The sequence below is a fragment of the Streptosporangium sp. DT93 genome (genome assembly GCF_049844535.1).
GTDB lineage: Bacteria > Actinomycetota > Actinomycetes > Streptosporangiales > Streptosporangiaceae > Streptosporangium.
The window spans coordinates 130730-152691 of record NZ_JBNCLF010000004.1; the positions used below are offsets into that span (position 1 = coordinate 130730).

19 protein-coding genes are annotated in these 21962 nt (G+C 71.8%); 13 read left to right on the top strand and 6 right to left on the bottom strand.

Going from position 1 to position 21962, the window contains the following annotated elements:
- Positions 1–97 precede the first annotated feature (97 nt).
- The 5 genes from ACLQ2R_RS11000 to soxR form a co-directional block, all read right to left on the bottom strand.
- The gene (locus ACLQ2R_RS11000) at positions 98–472 is read right to left on the bottom strand and encodes a hypothetical protein (RefSeq protein ID WP_386232153.1); all 375 of its coding nucleotides are present in this window, start codon (positions 470–472) and stop codon (positions 98–100) included.
- Between the two features lie 210 nt (positions 473–682).
- On the bottom strand, positions 683–1504 hold the full coding sequence (locus tag ACLQ2R_RS11005) for an APH(3'') family aminoglycoside O-phosphotransferase (protein WP_425959292.1): 822 nt from the start codon (positions 1502–1504) through the stop codon (positions 683–685).
- Positions 1505–1602: 98 nt separating this feature from the next.
- Positions 1603–2202 carry a TIGR02611 family protein gene (locus ACLQ2R_RS11010; RefSeq protein ID WP_425959293.1) on the bottom strand — a complete coding sequence of 200 codons (600 nt, stop codon included), beginning with the start codon at positions 2200–2202 and terminating at the stop codon, positions 1603–1605.
- A gap of 506 nt (positions 2203–2708) precedes the next feature.
- Positions 2709–5984 (bottom strand): cellulose binding domain-containing protein, encoded by a 3276-nt coding sequence (locus tag ACLQ2R_RS11015; protein ID WP_425959294.1) that lies wholly within the window; start codon positions 5982–5984, stop codon positions 2709–2711.
- Positions 5985–6213: 229 nt separating this feature from the next.
- Complete coding sequence (gene soxR / locus ACLQ2R_RS11020; RefSeq protein ID WP_425959295.1) at positions 6214–6672, bottom strand: redox-sensitive transcriptional activator SoxR; 459 nt, start codon at positions 6670–6672, stop codon at positions 6214–6216.
- A gap of 68 nt (positions 6673–6740) precedes the next feature.
- Between soxR and ACLQ2R_RS11025 the strand changes: the two genes are divergently transcribed.
- Positions 6741–7139 (top strand): PPOX class F420-dependent oxidoreductase, encoded by a 399-nt coding sequence (locus tag ACLQ2R_RS11025; RefSeq protein ID WP_425959296.1) that lies wholly within the window; start codon positions 6741–6743, stop codon positions 7137–7139.
- A 35-nt stretch (positions 7140–7174) separates the two neighbouring features.
- Here ACLQ2R_RS11025 and ACLQ2R_RS11030 read toward each other — a convergent pair whose 3' ends face one another.
- On the bottom strand, positions 7175–8188 hold the full coding sequence (locus ACLQ2R_RS11030) for a LacI family DNA-binding transcriptional regulator (RefSeq protein WP_425959297.1): 1014 nt from the start codon (positions 8186–8188) through the stop codon (positions 7175–7177).
- Between the two features lie 181 nt (positions 8189–8369).
- Here ACLQ2R_RS11030 and ACLQ2R_RS11035 point away from each other — a divergent pair, with 181 nt between their 5' ends.
- The 12 genes from ACLQ2R_RS11035 (at position 8370) to ACLQ2R_RS11090 (ending at position 21852) form a co-directional block, all read left to right on the top strand.
- On the top strand, positions 8370–9881 hold the full coding sequence (locus ACLQ2R_RS11035; protein WP_425959298.1) for an alpha-N-arabinofuranosidase: 1512 nt from the start codon (positions 8370–8372) through the stop codon (positions 9879–9881).
- A 4-nt stretch (positions 9882–9885) separates the two neighbouring features.
- Complete coding sequence (locus tag ACLQ2R_RS11040; RefSeq protein ID WP_425959299.1) at positions 9886–11226, top strand: ABC transporter substrate-binding protein; 1341 nt, start codon at positions 9886–9888, stop codon at positions 11224–11226.
- Positions 11223–12170, top strand: a complete 948-nt coding sequence (locus tag ACLQ2R_RS11045; RefSeq protein WP_425959300.1) for a carbohydrate ABC transporter permease — start codon at positions 11223–11225, stop codon at positions 12168–12170. Before ACLQ2R_RS11040 ends, ACLQ2R_RS11045 begins: the two co-directional genes overlap by 4 nt.
- Positions 12167–13003 (top strand): carbohydrate ABC transporter permease, encoded by an 837-nt coding sequence (locus tag ACLQ2R_RS11050; protein WP_425959301.1) that lies wholly within the window; start codon positions 12167–12169, stop codon positions 13001–13003. Before ACLQ2R_RS11045 ends, ACLQ2R_RS11050 begins: the two co-directional genes overlap by 4 nt.
- A 19-nt stretch (positions 13004–13022) precedes the next feature.
- Positions 13023–13844: a patatin-like phospholipase family protein gene (locus ACLQ2R_RS11055; RefSeq protein ID WP_425959302.1), complete on the top strand. Its 822-nt coding sequence runs from the start codon at positions 13023–13025 to the stop codon at positions 13842–13844.
- Between the two features lie 7 nt (positions 13845–13851).
- Complete coding sequence (locus ACLQ2R_RS11060) at positions 13852–14532, top strand: AAA family ATPase (RefSeq protein WP_425959304.1); 681 nt, start codon at positions 13852–13854, stop codon at positions 14530–14532.
- A gap of 295 nt (positions 14533–14827) precedes the next feature.
- Positions 14828–15787 carry a LysR family transcriptional regulator gene (locus tag ACLQ2R_RS11065; RefSeq protein ID WP_425959305.1) on the top strand — a complete coding sequence of 320 codons (960 nt, stop codon included), beginning with the start codon at positions 14828–14830 and terminating at the stop codon, positions 15785–15787.
- Between the two features lie 85 nt (positions 15788–15872).
- Entirely contained in the window at positions 15873–17378 is a 1506-nt protein-coding gene (locus ACLQ2R_RS11070; RefSeq protein ID WP_425959306.1) for a S1 family peptidase, read from the top strand.
- 236 nt (positions 17379–17614) lie between these two features.
- Positions 17615–19111, top strand: a complete 1497-nt coding sequence (locus ACLQ2R_RS11075) for a hypothetical protein (protein WP_425959307.1) — start codon at positions 17615–17617, stop codon at positions 19109–19111.
- Positions 19112–19287: 176 nt separating this feature from the next.
- Positions 19288–20469 carry an ROK family protein gene (locus ACLQ2R_RS11080; protein ID WP_425959308.1) on the top strand — a complete coding sequence of 394 codons (1182 nt, stop codon included), beginning with the start codon at positions 19288–19290 and terminating at the stop codon, positions 20467–20469.
- A 77-nt stretch (positions 20470–20546) separates the two neighbouring features.
- Positions 20547–21056 (top strand): GNAT family N-acetyltransferase, encoded by a 510-nt coding sequence (locus tag ACLQ2R_RS11085; protein WP_425959309.1) that lies wholly within the window; start codon positions 20547–20549, stop codon positions 21054–21056.
- A gap of 67 nt (positions 21057–21123) precedes the next feature.
- Positions 21124–21852 carry a hypothetical protein gene (locus ACLQ2R_RS11090; protein WP_425959310.1) on the top strand — a complete coding sequence of 243 codons (729 nt, stop codon included), beginning with the start codon at positions 21124–21126 and terminating at the stop codon, positions 21850–21852.
- The last annotated feature ends 110 nt before the right edge of the window (positions 21853–21962 follow it).

Below are 21962 nucleotides of genomic sequence, written 5' to 3' on the forward strand. Positions count from 1 at the left end.
AGGGGGATCGTGAGGAACGATCGATCCCCCTCGACGAGGGAAGGAGCCGGGTCTAAGCGGCCTCACCGCGACGCGTCAGCGTCGCCATGGGTAGAGCCTAGAAGTAGCCTGTGCCCGTGATGGCGGCCGGGGTGTTGCCCATGTTCTTCACGCGGTAGCGGATGCACTGCGCGGGCGGGGTGGTGCTGGCGGCGACGTACGCGGCGTGGTCGTTGGCGGCGATCGGGAGCGTGCCGATGTACCTGCCGCGGCAGTTGCCGATCTTGATCTTGACGGGGACGTCGTTGTTGTCGAGCTTGATCAGGACGTTCCCGTTGTACTGGGCCGCGGGGACCAGCTCGGGCGTGAGGAAGACCTCCTCGCCGGGCTGGACCCTCGCGGCCAGGTTGACGTCGTCGGCGTGGGCGGGGGTGCCGGTCAGGATGACGGCTCCGGCGGCCGCGAGGACCAGCATCGAGGACAGGGCGCGCATAGAACGTCACTCTCCTTATTCGTCTCTGCCGATCCGTCCCTGCGGATCGGACGTGGAGACACTACGAAGAGTCACCTCCGGGGAGGATAACGAGACGGGCCCCGGTGGGTAAAACTCGCCGGGGCCGTGGGGTCCTTCCCGCATCAACGGCGTCATCCCCGGTCAGACGCCTCGTCGCCGTCACCGGGGGTCGCGATCCGGGCGAACCGGTCAACCCCAGGTGAGCGGGTCCAGATGGAGGTAGAAGCGCAGGCGGTCGTGGTCGAGGGCGACGCCGTACCCGCTCTCGAACGCCGTGTCCGCGCTTCGCGCCTCTTCCTCGTCCGCCCAGGTCTCCCGCGCGTTGGCGAGCAGCAGCGCCAGGTCGGCGTGACGGTCGGCCGCCCCGAGGCGGCCCAGGTCGATGAAGCCCGACACCTGCAGGGTCCGCGGGTCGAGGACGATGTTGGGCAGGCACGGATCTCCGTGGCAGACGACCGTGTCGGCGAGCTCCTGATCCCGTCGCCCGGGGAGCTGCCGGGTGAGGCGGGCCAGCAGTTCCGCGGGGGGCGTGTGCCGCTGCTCGGCGGGCAGGAACTCCGGGTTCACCGCGTCACGGGCCACGACGTCACGTGCCGTGGCGACCATGGAGTCCAGGTCCCGGCGGAACGGGCACTCCGGCACGGGCAGCTCGTGCAGTCGGCGGACCGCGTCCGCGATGTGTTCCCAGGCGGCCCGCAGGTCCTGCGCGGACACCTGGTCGGCGGGTACGCCGGGGACGGCACTCGTCACCAGGCAGGCGCCCGCGTCACCGCAGTGCCAGTCGAGGACCCGGGGCCCCGGTACGCACCGGCCGTGCAGCCACGCGATCCGGTCGCGTTCGGCCCTCAGGCCGGCCGCGTTCTCGGCGGGTACGCACTTGGCGTACCGGGTGGCGTCGGCGCTGCGGAAGACGCGGGCTCCCGACTCGCCCGCGGTGACGCGCAGCCAGTCGCCACCGCCCGCGACGAGCGGCTCCGGCGACACGGCCCGAGGTCCGGGACGATCACTCATGGCAGGCACTCTCATCAGCCCGGACGCGGGCTCGGGGCCGTACGGTCCCGGCCCGCCATCCTCTCGGAGGCGACACGGCATGATCCGAACGGGACGTCCTAGCGGGTGAGGAGCTTCTGCGCCTCGACGACCAGGTCGAGCCCGAAGCTGAGCTTGAGCCCGAAGTAGACGATGGCGGTGGCGGTGACCGCGGCGACCACGACCACCAGGATCTTGACGGTCCAGCCGCGGCGGCCCAGCCAGGCCGTCCAGGCCGACAGCGTCCGCTTGCCGAACTCCAGCACCCGGTGGGCCCATTGGAACTCGGTGGCCAGCACGGCCAGCCCGGCGAAGACGACCAGCCAGCCGGGGCCCGGGAAGGGCACCATGATCAGTCCGCCGATGACCAGCACGGCGCCGACGACACCGATGACGATCTTCAGGGTGAGGTGGCCCGTGCGGGTGGACCTGATGCCGTCGAGCCTGCCCTGCACACCGGATCGCCGGACCTTCGCCTCCTGGGGCTCACCGGCTCCGCCGACGCCACCGGGACCGCCCTGACCGGGGCCCCCCGGACCGAGGTCACCGATTCCGTCGGCGTCACCGAGGTCACCCGCCCCCGCGCGGACCTCGTTCTGACGCGGAGTGCCGGTGTGATCGTCGTGCGGCGGGTTCCCTGCCGCGTCCCGAGGGCCACGCACCCCGTCTGAGATCGTCATGCTCTCCCCCGGACTGTCGGTTTCTTCCACAATAAGGTCTGCCGGGTGATCCGGCCTCAGCGGACGGCTTATCTCATCCTGAAGACGGAGTCCCCTACCCCCTCAAGGGGGAGGCCACCGGCTCAAGGGGAGGCCCGTAGGCGCACCGGAACCGAAAAGGCCGCCGCCGCGCCCGCAACGCCCCCGGAACCGGAACGCCTCCGCCCGCGCCGGAACCAGGACGCTTCCCCGCGCCGGAACCGGATCGCTCCCCCGCCGGAGACGGAACACCCCCGGCCGGAACCCGAACGGCCCCGGCCGGGCCCGTTCGGGGCGCGGCCGGGGCCGTACGGGCTCCCGGCCCGTCGTGGTTCTCACGACGGGCCGGGAGGCCGGTGACGGGCCGCCAGGACCCCCCGGCCTCGGCGACCGGCCGCACCGGCGGGTCGTCTCTCCCTGGCCGCTCCCGCGAGATCACCCCACCGGGGCGGTCTCGCGAAAGCGGCCGTCGCGAACGGGGACGTTCGTCAGGAGGTGGTGCAGGTGACGGCGGCGGGGACGCCGTTGGTGCCGCTCCAGCTCGCGCCGAAGCCGAACACGGTGGACGCCCCGGCGCCCAGGGCACCGTTCCAGTTCGTGTTCCTCACCGTGACGGCGGCACCGGTCTGGGTGTGCACGCCGCTCCAGAGCTGGCTGATCGTCTGACCGTTCGGGAACGACCACGTGACGGTCCAGCCGGTGATCGCCGAGGTGCCGGTGTTCTTCACCGTCACCTCGCCCTGGAACCCGCCCGGCCAGACGTTGGCGACCTTGTACGTCGCGGTGCAGCCCCCGCCGCCCTGTCCGGCGGCGGTCGTGAAGGTGACCGGAGCCGAGGCGGTGGAGCTGTTGCCCGCCGCGTCGCGGGCGACGACGTAGAACGTGTACGAGGTGTCCGCGCTCAACCCGCTCAGCGCGTACGACGCCGACGAGGCCGTCGCCACCTTCACGTCCGTGGCACCCGCCTCACGATAGACGTCGTACCCCGTCACACCCACCGCGTCCGTCGACGCCGTCCACGCCAGCGCCGCCCCCGAAGAGGTGATCGCCGACGCCACCGGAGTACCCGGCCTGGTCGGGGCGACGGTGTCCCCCTGACCCGCGGCGGTCCTGAACGTGACCGGAGCCGAGGCGGTGGAGCTGTTACCGGCCGCGTCGCGGGCGATGACGTAGAACGTGTACGAGGTGTCCGCGCTCAACCCGGTCAACGCATGCGACGCCGACGAGGCCGTCGCCACCTTCACATCCGTGGCACCCGCCTCACGATAGACGTCGTACCCCGTCACACCCACCGCGTCCGTCGACGCCGTCCACGCCAGCGCCGCCCCCGAAGAGGTGATCGCCGACGCCACCGGAGTACCCGGCCTGGTCGGGGCGACGGTGTCGTCGGGCGGGACGGTCCCGCCGTTGTCGGCGTACAGGATGCCGCGGCCGTTGGTGCCGAGGTAGACGCGGCCGTAGACCCGCGGGTCTCCGGTGAGGGCCTCTCCCGCGTTGCCGTACTGGTGCTGGTCGTCGTTGATCCTGACCCAGCTCGCGCCGGTGTCGTCGGAGCGGAACACGCCGGTGACGCCGCCGACGGTGGCGAGCGTGTAGAGCGCCTGGTAGCTCTTTCCTGGCGCGGCCTTGCCGAAGCCGATGTTGACCGCGTTCGTGACGCCGGACAGCTTGGTGAACGACGCGCCGCCGTTGGTGGAGCGCCAGATGCCCGCGGCGGCGCCGGTGTCGTTGGCGGGCCCGGTCAGCCAGATGTCGCCCTCGCGGCCGGGTACGGCCTTGAACTTGACGTTGCCCTCGGCGGGCAGCCCGGTCGCGGCGGTGGCCGTGAACGTGGCGCCGCCGTTGACGCTGACGTAGAACTTCCCGGCGCTGTAGCCGTAGAACGTGCTCGGGTTCACCCGGTCGGACTCGACCACGGCGCCCGTCGGCAGGCCGGTGGAGGCGGTCCAGGTGTTGCCGTAGCCGACCGAGTAGTGCACGCCCACGCCCTTGGGCGCCCAGACGAACCGGGAGCCGTCGGCCGCGGCGGCGATCGTGCCGCCCTCGTTGATCCCGCCGGGCTCGCTGCCCTGGAACCAGTTGGCGCCGCCGTCGGTGGAGAACGCGGCGTGGCTGTCGTTCGGCCGGTCGGCGTCGGTGAAGTTGCCCGCGCGGACCATGACGGCCGGGTTGGTCTCGGCGTAGTCGAGGCTGGTCGTGGAGGTGAAGATCGGGGAGGTGAACATCATCGCCGGGACGGCGTCGAGGTTGTTGTGGCGGAAGCCGCCGAGGTCGCCCAGCGCGCTGACCAGCGGGGGCCCGGACGGCGGGCTGATCAGGTCGAGGACGGCGGTCTCCTCAAGCCCCTTGACCATGGGCTTGATGGTGAGCTGGCCGCCGGTGTCCCACTTCTTGAGGTCCTCGGTGCCGTACAGCGTGGCTCCGGTGCCGTACATCATCCGGTTGCCGTCGAACGGGTCGATCTCCAGCGACTCGGTCATCCAGCCGAGCTTGGGCGTCACCTCGGGCGGCTGCGGGTTGGTCCCGAAGGTCAGCCACGGGGAGGAGGAGACGTCCATGGTGTAGCGGAAGCTGCGGTTGGGGTAGGAGGTGAAGTCCCAGATGCGGGTCCAGGTCGCGCCGGAGTCGGTGGACCTGAAGAAGATCACGTCCGGCCACCAGGAGATCTGGGTGGCGACCATGATCGTGCCGGGGTTCTGCCGGTCGATCGTGAGGCCGCTGTAGCCGTAGTACGCGTCGGACGAGCTGGAGGGGACCGGGCTGATCTGGGTCCACGCGCCGGTGGTCGTGTTCAGCTTCCACACGTCGCCCTTGGCGCCGTCGTAGGGGCCCGAGGTGTCGCTGGTCGCGATGTAGAGGGTGTGGTTGACGTGGTCGAGCACGCCCTTGTGGGCGATGTAGCCGGTGGGCTGCCCGGCCACCCGCGTCCAGGTGGTCCCGCCGTCGGCGGAGCTGTAGATCGTGTTCTGCTTGTCGGCGACGCCGACGTAGATCTTCTGCGTGGTGGTGCCCGCGGTCGCCGAGCTGGGGTCGAAGGTCACCCAGACCACGCCCGGACGGTGGCTGGTGTAGCCGTTGGGGTCGGAGGGGTTGTCGGCGTGGTTGCCCGCGTTGGGGAAACTCGCGACCTTGGCCCAGGTCACGCCCTTGTCGGTGCTGCGCCACAGGCCGTTGCCCTCGGGGGCGCCGAAGTAGACGACGCTGTTCCTGTTGGGGTCGACGGCCAGCCGCTCGCCCATGCCGCGGCCGGGCATGTTGCCGCCGAGCTTGAACGGCAGCGTGGTGGCCTGCCAGGTGGCGCCCTTGTCGGCGGAGCGCAGGATGGCCCCGTTGTTGGGGTCCCAGCTGTTGGTGTACATGCCGGCGGCGACGTAGACGCGGTTCGTCTCGACCGGGTCGGTGGCGAGGCTGACCACGCCGTTGTAGCCCCACTTGTCCCAGCCCACCCAGTCGAGCAGCGGGGTCCAGCTCTTGCTCGACTGCTCCCAGCGGTACGCGCCGCCGATGTCGGTGCGGGCGTAGGCGAGGTTCTTCTCCTTCTGGTTGAACACGATCCCCGGCACGAACCCGCCGCCGTCGATCCTGACGTTCTTCCAGTCGTAGGACTCGGCGGCCGCGGAGCGGACCGCGGATCCGGCCGGGGCGGCGCCCGCGGAGCCGGGCGCGGACGCCGAGGCGCTCGCACTCCCGCCCGCGGCGACCACGCCGGCCGAGGCGCACGCCACCGCCGTGGCGGCGAGCACGCTGAACAGCCTTCTTCGCATGTACGGCTTCCCTTCGCAATGCAACGGACAAACCGCCATGCACGATCAGGTGACGGGACCCTGACCGTCGACCGCCCATGATGCGCGTGCATGAACGCCCAGAGGGTCACACGCCGGACCCCGGGCCGTCAATAGTTTGGATGGACAACTAAAAAACTCGCAGCCGCGCACCGGGTGCGGGACACCCGGGACCCGGCCGGGACGGCGGGCCGGGCGCCTGGTGGAGAGGTCATTCCACCGCGCAGGCGGGCTCGCACGCCTCGCGGGGAGCGATCATCAGCCGCGAGCCCGGCCCGCGCGCGGCGGCCACGTCGCCGGGGTTGGCCAGCGTGCAGCGGTCCAGCGACAGGCAGCCGCAGGCGATGCAGTCGGTCAGCCCGTGCCGGAGCCGTTCGAGCTGCCTGATGCGGCCGTCCAGCTCGCCCTGCCACATCGTGGAGAGTCTCTCCCAGTCGTCCCGGGTGGGGGTGCGGCCGTCGGGGAGGGCGGCGAGCGCCTCCTGGATCGTCCTGAGCGGGATCCCGACGCGCTGGGAGACCCGGATGAAGGCGATCCTGCGCAGCGTGTCGCGGGAGAAGCGGCGCTGGTTGCCGGCGGTGCGGCGGCTGTGGATGAGCCCCTTGGACTCGTAGAAGTGCAGGGCGGAGACGGCCACCCCGCTGCGCGCGGAGAGCTGTCCGACGGTCATCTCCGGAGTGTTGGGCATGCGGCAGTCTAACTTGACCTCAATCAACATTGAGGTTACAGAGTGGGGACATGATTTTCACCGAGGCGGAACTCGCCTTCCTCAAGGAGCAGCACCTGGGCCGGCTGGCCACCACCGACGCCGCCGGGGGCCTGCAGAACAGCCCGACCGGTTTCCACGTCGACCCCGAGACCGGCGCCGTCGACATCTACGGCCGCGCCATGGGGACCACCAGGAAGTTCCGCAACGTCCGGACGAACCCCCGGGTGGCGTTCGTGGTGGACGAGCTCGCCTCCACCGACCCCTGGCGGGTGCGGGGGGTGGAGATCCGCGGGGAGGCCGAGGCCATCGAGGACCACGACCCGCCCTTCCCCCACCTCAGCCGCGAGGTCATCCGCATCCATCCCCGCAGGATCGTCTCCTGGGGCGTCGACCCCGCGCACGAGGGCATGAGGGGCCGCGACGTCTGACGGGGCCGGCCGCAGCCCCGGGGTGCCGGGGCCGGTCACCGTCCCAGGGTGCTCTCCCTGACCACGAGCCGGTAGCCCGCGCCGACCTCCTTCGGGGGGTGGTCGGCCGGGCCCTCGACGCGCTGCCTGAGCAGGTCGACCGCGATCCTGGCCAGCTCGGCCTTGTCGGGGGCGACCGTGGTCAGGGTCGGGGTGCTGAAGCGGCCGTCCTCGATGTCGTCGAGCCCGGCCAGCGCGACGTCCTCGGGCACCCGCAGTCCCGACGACAGCAGGGTCCGCATGGCGCCCAGCGCCAGCAGGTCGTTGAAGCAGAACACCGCGTCGGGCGGTTCGGCGCGCTCCAGCAGCGCGGCCATCGCCGCCGCCCCCTGGTCCCTGCGGTAGCGCTCGACCGTGGCGACCGTCTCGGGCAGCCCGTGGGCGGCCATGGCCTCCCGGTAGCCGGCCAGGCGGAGCGGGGCGGTGCCGCTGGCGGCGTTGTCCTCGGCGCCCAGCGCGGCGACGCGGGTACGGCCGAGCCCGATCAGGTGCTCGGTGACGTCGCGCGCCGCCCGTACGTTGTCGATGGCCACGTGGTCGGCGGGGCCGTCGTGGATGCGCTCGCCCAGCAGCACGAGCGCGGTCGCGTCGGTGCGCGCGGCGAGCTCGTCGGCGCCGATCGCGATGGGGCTGAGGATGACCCCGTCCACCCGGTGGTCGCGGACCCCGTCGAGGATGCGCCGCTCCCGCTCCAGGCTGCCGTCGGTCTGCTCGATGACCACCAGCCACCTCAGCTCGGCCGCGGCGTCGATGACGAACCTGGACAGCTCGGCGAAGTAGGGCGCGTCGAGCTCGGGCAGCGCCAGGGCGATCACGCCGGTGCGGCCCTGGCGCAGGTTCCTGGCCGACAGGTTGGGCCGGTAGTCCAGCCGGGAGAGCGCCTCCTCCACCTTGGCCCGGGTCGCGGGCGAGACGTGGGCGTACCCGTTGACGACGTTGGAGACGGTCTTCACCGACACCCCCGCCAGGCGCGCGATGTCGCGCAGGCTCGCTCCCACTCGCTCCCCCATTCCCGCCCCGTTCCCGCCCGGCCCTCACCGCCCTGCCCGGCGCTCCGGGGGGCCGTACGGGATCCGGTCCCGACGATCGTAACGCCCCGGTATCGACTCCCGGAGCCCCTGTTTACAACGTTGAAACAACGTTGTAGAAACCACCTACCACGAAATGCCGCGTCAACAGAGAGGTCGTGCCGTGGCGTCCACCGCCCGTCTCACCCTGGACCCCGCCTTCCGGATCGCCCCGGTGGAGCCCCGGCTCTTCGGCTCGTTCGTGGAGCACATGGGCCGCTGCGTCTACACCGGCGTCTTCGAGCCCGGCCACCCCCTGGCCGACGCCGACGGCCTGCGCACCGACGTGCTGGAGCTGACCCGCGAGCTCGGGGTCACGGTGGTCCGCTACCCGGGGGGCAACTTCGTCTCCAACTACCGCTGGGAGGACGGCGTCGGCCCCGTCGGGGAGCGGCCCGCGCGGCTGGACATGGCCTGGCGCAGCCTGGAGGGCAACGCCTTCGGGCTCAACGAGTTCATGGCCTGGGCCGCCAAGGCCGGGGTCGAGCCGATGATGGCGCTCAACCTCGGCACCCGGGGGGTCGCCGAGGCACTGGAGCTGGTCGAGTACGCCAACTACCCCGGCGGCACGCGCCTGTCGGAGCTGCGCCGCGCGCACGGCGTCGACGAACCGCACGACGTGCGGCTGTGGTGCCTGGGCAACGAGCTGGACGGCCCCTGGCAGATGGGCCACAAGACCGCCGCCGAGTACGGCCGCCTCGCCGCCGAGACCGCGCGGGCGCTGCTGCGCTTCGACGGCGGCCTGTCGCTGGTGGCCTGCGGCAGCTCCAACAGCGGCATGCCGACGTTTGGCTCCTGGGAGGCCGAGGTGCTGGAGGCGACGTACGAGATGGTCGACTACATCTCGCTGCACGCCTACTACGACCCCTCCGACGGCGACGTCGACTCCTTCCTCGCCAGCGGCGCCGACATGGAGCACATGATCCGCTCGATCGCGGCCACCGCCGACCACGTGGGCGCGAAACTGCGCAGCACCAAGCGGATCAGGCTCTCCTTCGACGAGTGGAACGTCTGGTACCAGAGCCGCTTCGGGGGCGAGTCGTCGCTGGAGTGGCGCGAGCGCCCGCGGCTGATCGAGGACACCTACGACGTGACCGACGCGGTGGTGGTCGGCAGCCTGCTCATCACGCTGCTGCGCAACGCCGACCGGGTCGGCGTCGCCTGCCAGGCGCAGCTCGCCAACGTGATCGCCCCGATCAGGACCGAGCCGGGCGGCCCGGCGTGGCGGCAGAGCATCTTCCACCCGTTCGCGCTGACCGCCCGGCACGCCCGCGGCCAGGTGCTGCGCGTGGAGCCCGAGTGCGCGACGATCCCGACCGCCAGGTACGGGGAGGCACCCGCGCTCTGGGCGACCGCCACGCACGACGAGACGACCGGCGAGCTGACGCTGTTCGTGGTCAACCGCGACCGGAACGCGCCGTGCGCGCTGGAGCTCACGCTGCCCGAGGGGATGCGGCCCGTCGAGCACCTGGAGCTCACCGACGACGACCTGTCGGCGGTCAACACCGCCGAGGCGCCCGACCGCGTCGTCCCCCGGCCCGGTGCGGGCCCGCGCCAGGACGGCCGCCGCTCCGTCCTGAACCTCTCACCCGTCTCGTGGAACATCGTCCGCTTCGCCCCTTCCCCCCAGGAGTAGGAACATGACCAGTCCCCTGTCCCGCCGCTCGTTCATGGGCCTGACCGGCGCGGCCGGCCTGACCGCCGCGCTGGCCGCCTGCGGAGGCGGCACCAAGATCGGGTCCGGCGCCGCCTCGCCGGCCTCGGCCGCGCCGACCTTCGCCGGCGGGGAGTACTCGGGCCCCAAGGTGACGCTGGACTACTGGAACGGCTTCACCGGCGGCGACGGCCCGCACATGCGGACCATGCTGGAGGCGTTCAACAAGGAGTACGCCGGCCGCATCGAGGTCCGCAACGTCACCCGGCGCTGGGAGGACCTCTACCCGGCCATGCCGACGGCCATCACCGCGGGCAAGGGCCCGGACGTGGCGGTCATCCACAACGACTGGATCGGCACCTTCGCCACCCGCCGGACGCTGATCCCGCTGGACGACGTGGTCGGCGCGCTGAAGCTCAGCGAGGCCGACTTCATCCCCGCGGTGTGGAACGCCGGGATCTACGACGGCAAGCGCTACAGCGTCCCGCTGGACGTGCACAGCCTGGCCGACTACTGGAACGCCTCCCACCTGGAGAAGATCGGCCTCGACGACGCCCCGGCCGACAGGGCCGGCTACGAGGACGCGCTGGGCAGGCTCAGGCAGGCCGGGATCGCCAACCCGTTCTGGATGCCCAGCAAGTGGCCGGCGCACCTGATGTTCATGACCCTGCTGTGGCAGTTCGGCGGCGAGCTCTACAGCGAGGACGGCGCGAACGCGCTGTGGGGCTCCGAGGCGGGAGCCAAGGCGCTGGGCTGGATGGTCGAGCAGATCGACAAGGGCCTCAGCCCGGCCAAGGTCGCCCAGGACAGCCAGTACGCCGCCTTCAAGAACGACAAGGTCAGCTTCACCTGGGACGGCATCTGGCAGATCAACGACCTGAAGACCAACGCCAGGTCGCTGAAGTGGGGCATGTCCCCGATCCCCACCATCGGCGGCACGGCCGCGGCGTGGGCCTCCTCGCACAACTTCGTGATGACCTCCCAGGCGGGCAAGGACCCGAACAAGGTGCAGGCGGCCAAGTTCTTCATCGACCACATCAGCCGCCAGTCGACCGAGTGGGCCAAGGCCGGGATGATCCCCGCGCGCAACTCCGCCCGCCAGGACCCGGCGATCGCCGACCTGCCGCAGATCAAGATGGCCGCCGACGTGAACATCTTCCGCTTCCTGCCGCCGCTGCCCGGTGTCGGCGACGTGCAGTCCAAGGCGCTGGAGCTCGCGATCGCCAAGGCCGTGCTGAAGCAGTCCTCCCCCGCCGACGCGCTGAAGGAGGGCGTGGCGTCCGCCGACAAGCTGCTCGCCGCCAACAAGCGGAAGTACGAGAGGTGAGCCTCCTCACCGAGGAGAAGGGCCGGCCGGCCGCCCCCGGGCCCGACCGGCCGGCCCCCGGCGGGGTCACGCCCAGGATGCGGCCGTGGACGCCGTACGCCTTCCTCGCCCCCTATCTCGCCCTGTTCTCCGTCTTCATGCTGCTGCCGATCGGCTTCGGGTTCTGGACGAGCCTGCACGAGTGGGACATCAACCTCCCCGACAAGCCGTTCGTCGGGCTGGAGAACTACCTGGAGCTGTTCGACCCCTCCAGCGTGGACGGCTCGCGGTTCTGGACGGCCATGCGGGCCACCGGGATCTTCACGCTCGCGTCGGTGCCGCTGCTCATCGTGCTGCCGCTGCTCACCGCGCTGCTGATGAACGGGCGCTTCGCCGGGCGCAACGTCTACCGCGCCGTCTACTTCGCGCCGTACGTGCTGGGCGTGGCGGTCGTCGGGTTCGTCTGGCAGTTCCTGCTGGACGGCAACATCGGCCTGGTCAACCACTACCTCGGCCTGGACGTGCAGTGGACCAACGACGTGACGCCCGCCTGGGTGGCGCTGGTGGGCGTGACGGTCTGGTGGACGCTCGGCCTGAACTCGGTCATCTTCCTGGCCGGGCTCCAGGACATCCCGCGCGAGCTGCGCGAGGCCGCGATGGTCGACGGCGCCTCCGCCTGGCAGCGGTTCCGCTCGGTGACCCTGCCGGGGCTGCGGCCCGTCACGGTGTTCGTGGTCAACGCCACGATCCTGGCCTCGGCCAACATGTTCGGCCAGTCCTATCTGATCACCCGCGGGGCGCCCGCCGACCAGACGAAGACGGCGATCTACCTCATCGCCGAGACCGGGCTGCGCCAGTTCGACATGGGCACCGCCTCCGCGATGAGCTTCATCCTGGCGGCGTTCCTCATGGTGGCCAGCGGCCTGGTCTTCGGCGCCTTCAGGGACAGGAGCGCACGGCGATGACCCACGACACCCGGCGGCTGCGGCGTGCCCTGCTGCACCTGGTCCTGGCGGTGATCGCGGCGCTCTACCTGAGCCCGCTGGTCTACATGGTCGTCACCTCGTTCAAGACCCGCGAGGCGGCCGGGTCCACCGAGCCGCACTGGATCCCGGACCCGGTGTCGCTGGACGCCTACCGGGAACTGCTCGGCAGCGCCGACAGCCCGATCATGACGTGGTTCCTCAACAGCCTGGCCGCGGCCACCGGGCACGCGGCCCTGGTGCTGGTGACCGCCGCGCCGGCCGCGTACGCGCTGGCCAGGCTCCGCTTCCGCGGCCGGAAAACGATCTTCGCGACCGTCGTGGCGACGCTGTTCGTCCCGCCGGTGGTGCTGCTGATCCCCAACTTCCTGATCGTCAACGAACTCGCCTGGGTGGACAGCCTGCCGGCGGTGATCGTCCCCGCGGCGGCCGGGGCGTTCGGCGTGTTCTTCCTGCGGCAGTTCTTCCTCACCCTGCCCGGCGAGCTGGAGGAGGCCGCCGAGCTGGACGGCTGCAACCGGTGGCAGATCTTCACCGTCATCGCGCTCCCGCTGGCCCGGCCCGCGCTGGCCACGCTGTTCCTGCTGTCCTTCCTCACCAACTGGAACGACTTCCTGTGGCCGATCTTCGTGCTGCTCAGCCCGGAGTCGCTGACGCTGCCCGCGGGCCTGGGCAACTTCCAGAGCGCCAACAGCATCCGCTACGACCTGCTGATGGCCGGGGCGGTGATCGCCAGCCTGCCGGTGATCGGGATCTACCTCGTCGCGCAGCGCTGGATCATCGAGGGCGTCTCCCGTTCCGGATTGAAGGGATGAACCGGTAAGAATAGGACGTATGACGAGAGCACTGGTGCTGGGTGGCGGGGGCGTGGCGGGCATCGCCTGGGAGGCGGGGGTCATCACGGGCCTGCGCGCGGCGGGCGTGGACCTGGGAGAGGCGGACCTGGTGATCGGGACGTCGGCCGGGTCGGTGGTGGGGGCCCTGGTGGCCACCGAGGCCGACCTGGAGACCGCGGTCGGCGTGCGGGCGCGGTCGGAGACGACGACGGCCTCCACGGTGGACATGGAGGCGGTCATGGCCGCCTTCAGCCTCCTGTACGACCCGTCGCTGGAGCCGCAGGAGGCCCGGCGCCGGGTGGGCGAGCTGGCCCTGGCCGTGCCGGACACCGGTGCCAGGATCGAGACGATCGGCGAGCGGCTGCCCGTCAAGGAGTGGCCCTCGCGCCGTCTGCTGATCACCGCGGTCGACGCCGGGACCGGCGAGTTCGTGGTCTGGGACCGCGACTCCGGGGCGTCGCTGGTCCTGGCCGTCGCCTCCAGCTGCGCGGTCCCGTGCGTGTTCCCGCCCGTGGAGATCAACGGACGCCGCTACATGGACGGCGGGGTGCGCTCGGCGAGCAACATCGACCTGGCCGCGGGCAGTTCCGCCGTCGTCGTCCTGGAGCCGCTGGCGCACGCCTCGCCCAGGAGCCGCTTCGAGGCGGAGGTCGCCGAGCTGGGGGACGCCCGGATCACGCACGTCGGCCCCGACGAGGCGGCGATCACGGTGTTCGGCGCCGACGTCCTCGACCCGGCCCTGTGGCGCCCGGCCTTCGAGGCCGGGCTCGCCCAGGCGCCCGCCGTCGCCGGGAGCGTGGCCGAGGTCTGGAAGGGCTGAGAACGACGTGGGCGGGGAACGGGCTCCCGGCGCTCCCGATGCTTTCGACGGTCCCGGCGCTCCCGGTGACCCGGGTGCCGCGCCCGGTGGCACCGGCGCGTCCCGGACGGCGGCGCTGTGGGTGGTGAGCGGACCGCCGGGGGCCGGTAAGTCGACCGTGGCGGCGGCGCTGCTGGAACGGCTGGACCCGGTCCCCGCGCTGCTCGACAAGGACACCGTCTACGGCGGTTTCGTGGCGGCCACCCTGCGCGCGCACGGCCGCGACGAGGGCGAGCGCGAGGGACGCTGGTACGACGAGCACGTCAAGACCCACGAGTACGAGGGCCTGACCGAGGTCGCCCGGCAGATCCGCTCGTACGGCTGCCCGGTGCTGCTGGAGGGGCCCTTCACCACCCAGGTGCACGACGCGGCCGTCTGGGGACGCTGGGTCGAGCGACTGGGCGGGCCCGTGGTGCGCCTGCTCTGGGTCCGCTCGGACGGCCCGGCCCTGCGCTCCCGGCTGGAGGCCAGGGGGCTGGCCAGGGACGCGGGCAAGCTCGGGCGCTTCGAGGAGTACCTGCGGGCCATCAGGGTGGACGAACCGCCCGTCGTCCCGCACGACGAGATCGACAACCGCCCCGGCGCCCCCTCGCTCGCCTCGCAACTGGACGGGATCGTCACCCCCGGGCAGGGCCGACAGGCAGGATGATCGGATGATCCTGCCGAGAAAGGCGCCATGATCTCACATGTTGAGATATGGGTCGTCGGGCCGACCGAAACAGAGATGTATCCCACACCCCCGTAACCGATGGTAAGTGGCGCCGCAGATTCCGCTCCCAGCTGGGACGGAACGGATTTTTTACTACACAGCAGACAAAAGTGGATAACCGGAAGTACTCTGTTTTCCCGGCCGCAACCCCCGTTGGAACGATCCGACAAAATTGAGTCATATTTCATGACAACTTTGCATTGCGGCCATAACGTTGCGGCCTTACGTTCCCGGTATGGATCTCGAGCTCCGACACCTCAAGATCGTGCGCGCGGTGGCCCAGGCGGGTAGCGTCACCAAGGCCGCCACGCATCTCGGACTGGCACAACCCGCGCTGACCGCGCAGCTCAAACGGATCGAGCGGGTGCTCGGGGGAGCTCTCTTCGAACGCGACCACAACGGCGCCCGTCCCACCCCCCTGGGGGAACTGGTCCTGTCCAGGGCGATGGTGCTGCTGCCCGCGGCCCGCGAGCTGCAGGAGGAGGCGCTCCGGTTCGCCAACGCCAACTCCGACATCCCCAGCTACCGGCTGGGCGCCACCAACGGGCCGATCCTGGGCGGCCTGATGGACCGCCTCGCCACGGCCTGGCCCAACACCCCGGTCAGCACCCACACCTCCTGGTCGGCCAAGGAGCTCACCACCATGGTGATGCTCGGCCGGATCGACTTCGCGTTCATCGGGGCGTGCGGGGAGAGCCCGCCTCCGGTGGAGGGGCCGGTGGTGTGGTCGACGGTGGGCACCGACCCGGTCTTCGTCCTGCTCAACGAGGACCATCCGCTGGTGGACAGGAAAGAGGTGGAGCTGGCCGAGCTGGCCGACGAGCAGTGGACGGTCACCCCGGGCGACAGCTGCTTCGGCGACTGCTTCGCCACGGCCTGCGCACGCGCGGGCTTCACCCCCCGGACCATCTACGAGACCGACGTGGCCACCTGCATGCACCTCGCCAAGGTGGGCCGTGCCGCCGCCCTCTGCCAGGCCACCTTCCAGCCCGCCGAGGGACTGAGGCTGGTACCGATCGCCGGCGCCCCGCTGCGCTGGCGGCAGCTGCTCGGCTGGCACCCGGAGTCCTCCAGCGCCGCGGTCGCGGCGTCGATCATCGAGCACGCCAAGGCCGCGCATTCCGACGCGGTCGGGCGGAGCAGAAGGTACGCAGAATGGCTGACCGGAAACCCCGGTCTGGGCACCACCCCATAACGTGACGATAGGGGACATTTGGTAGAGCCATGGCGTGTGGACGGGCCGTTACCGTGACGTCACCCCCCACACGAGGAGAGAACCAATGCTCCGCAGAAGTGCCATGACGGCGGGCTTCGCGCTCGCCCTCACCATGGTGGCAGCCCCCGCCATGGCTCAGGGCCCCGGTGAGGCCCCCGCCGCCCCCTACACCCTCGCCGAGGCCCGCGCCCAGGTGGCGGCCACCACCGGCAAGCCGTCCCCGGGGTTGATCGACGCCATCCGGCGCGACCTCGGTGGCACCGGCGCGCAGGCCGCGACGCGTCTCGTCAACGAGGCCGCCGCCGCCAAGATCGAGCCCGCCCTGCGGGGACAGCTCGGCGCCGCCTACGCCGGAGCGTGGGTGAACGGCCCCACCTCGGAGATGGTCGTCGCCACCAGCGACTCCACCAAGGTCGCCTCCCTCGCCAGGTCCGGCGCGGAGGTCAAGCTCTTCAAGAACTCCCTGGCCACGCTGGAGGCCGCCAAGGCCACCCTCGACGGTCTCCAGGGCAGCGCGCCGAAGTCCGTCCCCTCCTGGTACGTCGACGTGCGCACCAACAGCGTCGTCGTGCTGGCGCGCGACACCGCCGAGGCCCAGGCGTTCGTGAACGGCAGCGGCGTCGACGCCTCGCTGGTCCGCGTCGAGGCCTCCCAGGAGAGCCCCACCGCGCTGTACGACGTCCGCGGCGGTGACGCCTACTACATGGGCGGCCGCTGCTCGGTCGGCTTCTCGGTCACCCGCGGCACCCAGGGCGGCTTCGCCACCGCCGGCCACTGCGGCACCGCCGGCACCGCCACCCAGGGCTTCAACCGGGTCGCCCAGGGCACCTTCCAGGCCTCCTCCTTCCCCGGCAACGACTACGCGTGGGTCGCGGTCAACGCCAACTGGACGCCCACCGGCTTCGTGAACGGCTACAGCGCGGGCAACCTGCCGGTCAACGGCTCCACCCAGCAGGTCGTGGGCAGCTCCATCTGCCGCTCCGGCTCCACCACCCAGTACCGCTGCGGCACCATCAGCCAGCACAACACGAGCGTCACCTACCCCGAGGGCACCATCACCGGCCTGACCCGGACCACCGTCTGCGCCGAGCCCGGCGACTCGGGCGGCTCCTACATCTCCGGCACCCAGGCCCAGGGCGTGACCTCCGGCGGTTCGGGCAACTGCACCTCCGGCGGCACCACCTACCACCAGCCGATCAACGAGATCCTCTCGGTGTACGGGCTCACCCTGGTGACCGGCGGCACCACCCCGCCGCCCACCGGCTGCAGCGGCTACACCAACACCTACAGCGGCTCGCTGACCTCCAACGCCAACGCCTACCAGCCCGGTACCTCCGGCTACAGCGCCTCCGCCGGCGTCCACCGCGTCTGCCTGGACGGCCCCAACGGCACCGACTACGACGCCTACCTGCAGAAGCTGAGCGGCTCCACCTGGACCACCGTGGCCAGCGGGACCAGCGCCAGCGCCGACGAGGCGTTCACCTACAGCGGCACCGCCGGCACCTACCGGGTGCGGGTGCACGCCTACAGCGGCTCCGGCTCCTACACCCTCGGCCTGACCAGGCCGTAGCACGAAGGCCCCGGCCGGGGTCCTGAGGGACACCGGCCGGAGCCCTGAGAAGCACCGGCCACCGCACCCCCGCCGGAACCGGCCCCGGACCCGAGAACCACCTCCGGACCGGTCCCGGCGGTCCCACGGCCCCCGGGCCGCACCCCCCGGCCGCCCTCCCCCCTTCTCGGATCGCACGGGATCCGAAAGGGGGGAGGGCGGCGCCGCCATGCCGGGACGTCGAGAACAATGAGGGGATGAGCGAGCTTCTGACGCTGAGCGAGGGCACGGTGCTGACGCACCTCGTCACCCGGGCCGAACTGTCGGGCGAGGTGCTGCCCGCCTCCGACGACCTGAGGCTGTGGGCGCGGCTGGCCGACGGCGACGGGGTTCCCCTGGCCGGCGGCGGCCGGGTCCGGACCTCGATGGACACCGGCGAACCCGTGCTGACCGGGCCCGGCGGCTGGCTGGCCGGGGTGGAGCCCGGCCAGGTGGTCGCGCTGCGCCTGCGCGGGGGCGCCCTGGAGCTGTCGGTGGCCGACCTGGAGGACGTCCCGGCCGAACGGGCGATGCGGGTCGTCCAGGAGTTCGGCGAGCAGGCGCTCGACGCGCTGCGCGCCTTCGCCGAGGGGCTGGAGCCCAGCCCCGGCGTACCCGTCGACGTCGTGGTCCTGGAATTGCTGACGAAGGCACCCGAGACCTTCGCCGACCCGCTGCCGCCGCTGGCCCCGCTGCTGCGCAACGCCTCGCTGGAGGTGCGCGACGGCCGCGTGGGCATCGTCGGCGCGCCGTGGGACGTGGCGTCGGTCGCGGACCTCGCGCCGCCGGACATCGTCAGGCTGGCCCTGGTGCGCAGCGCGCTGCGCGCCCACGGCGAGGGCACCGGCCTGTCCAAGGCCGTCGCCTACCTGTCCCGGTCGGAGACGGTGCTCGCCAGGATCGCCGACGAGGTGGAGCGCGAACCGCTCGCCCCTGCCGTGGCCGAGGCGCTGCCCCGCGACGAGCCGGCCGCGCTGCTGCTCCTCGCGCGGTCGGCCGAGGGCGAGGGCCGCTCGTTCGAGGCGGCCGGGCTGATCTCCGAGGTGCTCTCCCTCTCCCCCGGCCTGGCGCCGGCCGAGGGCGACGCGGCCGAGTACGCCGCGTGCCGCACCGACCCCGGCGCCCCGCTGCCCGAGCGGGCCGCGCACCTGTTCCGCCAGTTGCTCGTGTACGCCTACCGTCCGGCCCGCAGGCGGCTGATCGAGGACCTGATCGGGCTGAGCGTCCGGGTGGCCGAGCCCGCCCTGGCGGACCTGGCGTTGTTCGAGAACGACGTCGTCGGCGAGTTCCTGGCCGCGCGGGGCGACTGGCTGCGCGAGGACGAGGTGGAGCTGCTGGAGTCCTGGCGGCGGACGCCGCTGCGGCTGTGGGAGGTCCTGGACGTGTCCGGGGACGAACTCACCGTGGCCGCCCTCTCCGAGGGCGGCGTCTCCGAGGGTGGCGTCTCCGACGGGACCGCCGACGACGGGGAACGGGTGACGCTGACCGACGAGCTGCTCCCCGGGCAGGCGCTGCCCGGGGACCTGATGCTGACCAGGGTGCTGAGCGACGGTGGGGGCCCGCACGTGTTCGGCCACCCCTTCAAGGTCGACCGGGAACGGCGGGGGGAGATGCTCGCCCTGCTCACCGACCCCGTCGACCCCTACGCGGTGGCCGCGTTCTTCCGCCGTCCCCGGCGCGCGCCGGGCCTCGCGGACGGAAGCGGGGCGCCCTGAACCCGGCATCCGGAAAGCCCGGCGGCCCGAGAACTCCCGGGCGGCTCACACGCCACACGTCACACATCACACGTCTTACGTCGACGGTCGTCAAAAGTCCATCTCCGCTGGGCATAATGGACCTGTCGGCGGGCGTAAGTCCTTCGGCGGTGAGACGAGGAGTGTTGACTGTGCGCATGATCAACGACGCGAACGGCTCGATAGCCGGGGCCGGAGCGCTTCTGAGCATCCTGCGCGACGGCCGGGCCCGGACGAGGGCCGAGCTGGTGCAGTTGACCGGGCTGGCCAGGTCCACCCTCGCCCAGCGGCTCGACGCGCTGGTGACCCTGCAGTGGATCGTGCCGACCGAGGAGGCCATCTCCTCCGGGGGCCGGCCCGCCATCGCCTTCACGTTCAACCGCACCGCCCGCGTCGTCCTGGCCGCCGACCTGGGCGCCACCCACGCCCGGGTCGCGATCACCGACCTCGGTACCGCCGTCCTGGCCGAGCGCGCGATCGAGATGCCGATCGACCTGGGACCCGAGGAGACCCTCGGCTCGCTGCAGCACACCTTCGAGGACATGCTCGCCGAGAGCGGCTACCGCCTCGACCAGGTCTGCGGCGTCGGCGTCGGCCTCCCGGGCCCGGTCGAGTACGGTTCGGGACGCCCGGTCAACCCGCCGATAATGCCGGGCTGGGACGGTTTTCCCGTCCCGGAGTGGCTCGGTTCGCGCCTCGGCGTCCCCGTCCTCGTCGACAACGACGTGAACATCATGGCGCTCGGCGAGCACTGGGCGGCCCGCCCCGAGGCCGACCACCTCATCTTCATAAAGATCGGCACCGGCATCGGCTGCGGCATCATCAGCGACCGCCGCCTGCACCGGGGCGCCCAGGGCGCGGCCGGCGACATCGGCCACATCCGGGTGGCCTCGGGGCTCGACACCGTCTGCCGCTGCGGCAACCTCGGCTGCCTGGAGGCCGTCGCGGGCGGTGCCGCCATGGCCGCGCGGCTCCGCGCGGAGGGGGTGGCGGCCGAGGACAGCCGCGACGTGGTCGGCCTGGTGCGGGTCGGCAACACCCAGGCGGTCCAGCTCATCAGGCAGGCGGGCCGCGAGGTCGGCGACGTGCTCGCCTCGATCGTCAACTTCTTCAACCCCGCGGTGATCGTGGTGGGCGGCGACATCTCCGAGGCGGGGGAACAGGTCCTCGCGGGCCTGCGCGAGGTCATCTACAGCCGGTCGCTGCCGCTGGCCACCCAGCACCTGACGATCACCGCCAGCGAGCTGGGCGACCGGGCGGGCATGATCGGCGCCGCGGTCATGGTCATCGAGCACGTCCTGGCACCGGGCAGCGTCGACCGGTCCATCACCACCGTCTGACCCCCGGAACGGCCCGACGCCGTCCCGGGCCCCGGCGTGGGACCGTCCGGCGGCGTCCGTGGGACACTCGTCCGACCATGGACGCCGAACCGATGAGGACCGCCCGGCTCACGCTGGAACCCCTGGCGGTGCGCCACGCGGCCGAGATGGCCGGCGTACTCGGCGACCCCGCCCTGCACACCTTCGTCGGCGGCTCGCCGGACACCCCCGAGGGGCTTCGTGACCGCTACGCCCGCCTGGTCGCCGGTCCGCCGTCCGGGCACGCGGAGTCGTGGCTCAACTGGGTGATCCGCCTCGGGGAGCCGGGCCGGCTGGTCGGCTATGTCCAGGCGACCGTCATCCGTGACCGCGCGGTCGTGGCCTGGGTGGTGGGAACGCCCTGGCAGGGCCGGGGCATCGCCGGTGAGGCCGCCGTCGCGCTCGTCGGCCGGCTCCGGGAACGCGGCGTCACCACCGTCGTCGCCACCGTCCACCCCGACCATGCCGCCTCGGCGGCGGTGGCGCGCCGCGCGGGCCTGGCACCGACCGCCGGCAGGGTGGACGGCGAGGTCGTCTGGAGGTCGGACGGCGCGGGCCGATCTGAGTAGGAGTGCTCAGGCGCGGATGAGTTCCCCGCCCCTCCCGGAGCTTTGCGATCTTCGAGAAGGTCAGATCATGAAATGGTGGATTTTCCTGGTCGCGCTCGTCGGCACGGTGGTCGCGGCGTGGCTGCTCGTGTACGCCGACGTCCCGCTCTCCACGCTCCTGTCCCTGGGACTCGGCGCGGTCAGCCTGATCTGGCTGATCGTGATCCTCACCCTGCCGTGGAACCTCTACTTCGGGGCACGACAGGTGGTGCACGAGATCCACGTGTCCCGGGAACGCGGCATCGAGGTGCCCGCGGGACACGAGGCGGAGGCGCGGGAGATCGCCCGGCGGATGCGCCGGTTCGCCGTCGGCGGCCACATCGTCTCGGCGCTGCTCCTGGCGGTCATCACCTACTTCTCCGGCGCCACGGTGGGCTACTACTTCGCCGGTTTCTACCTGCTGAGCACGGCCTTCCGCCCGGCGGGCGCCTACCTGTCGCACCTGCGCGAGCGGGTCGGCACGCTGATGAGCGAGGCCCGCCATCCCCGCGAGGACGTCGTCTCGCTCGTGGCCAGGGTGGACGTCCTGACCGTCCAGGTGACCGCGCTGACCGAGACCACCGAGCGGCTCAGGGAGGACGCCGACTTGCTCCGCGCCGCCCTGCGCGACGGCGACGAGGCCCTGGAGCGCCGGATCACCGGGCTCGCCCGGCGTTTCGAGGACACCGTGGACGGCCTCACCGACAACCACGAGGTCATCACCGGCCTGAAGGCGTTCCTGCGCCTCGTCCGCGCCGACGCCCACGGCCCGGCCTGACCACCGTCCCCGTCGACGCGACCCCCGTCACGCCATCCGTCACGTCCCGGAACCTCCGTCAAGGAACCTCCGTCACGGCCGTCGCGGCCCGGAACCCTCGCGGTTCCGGG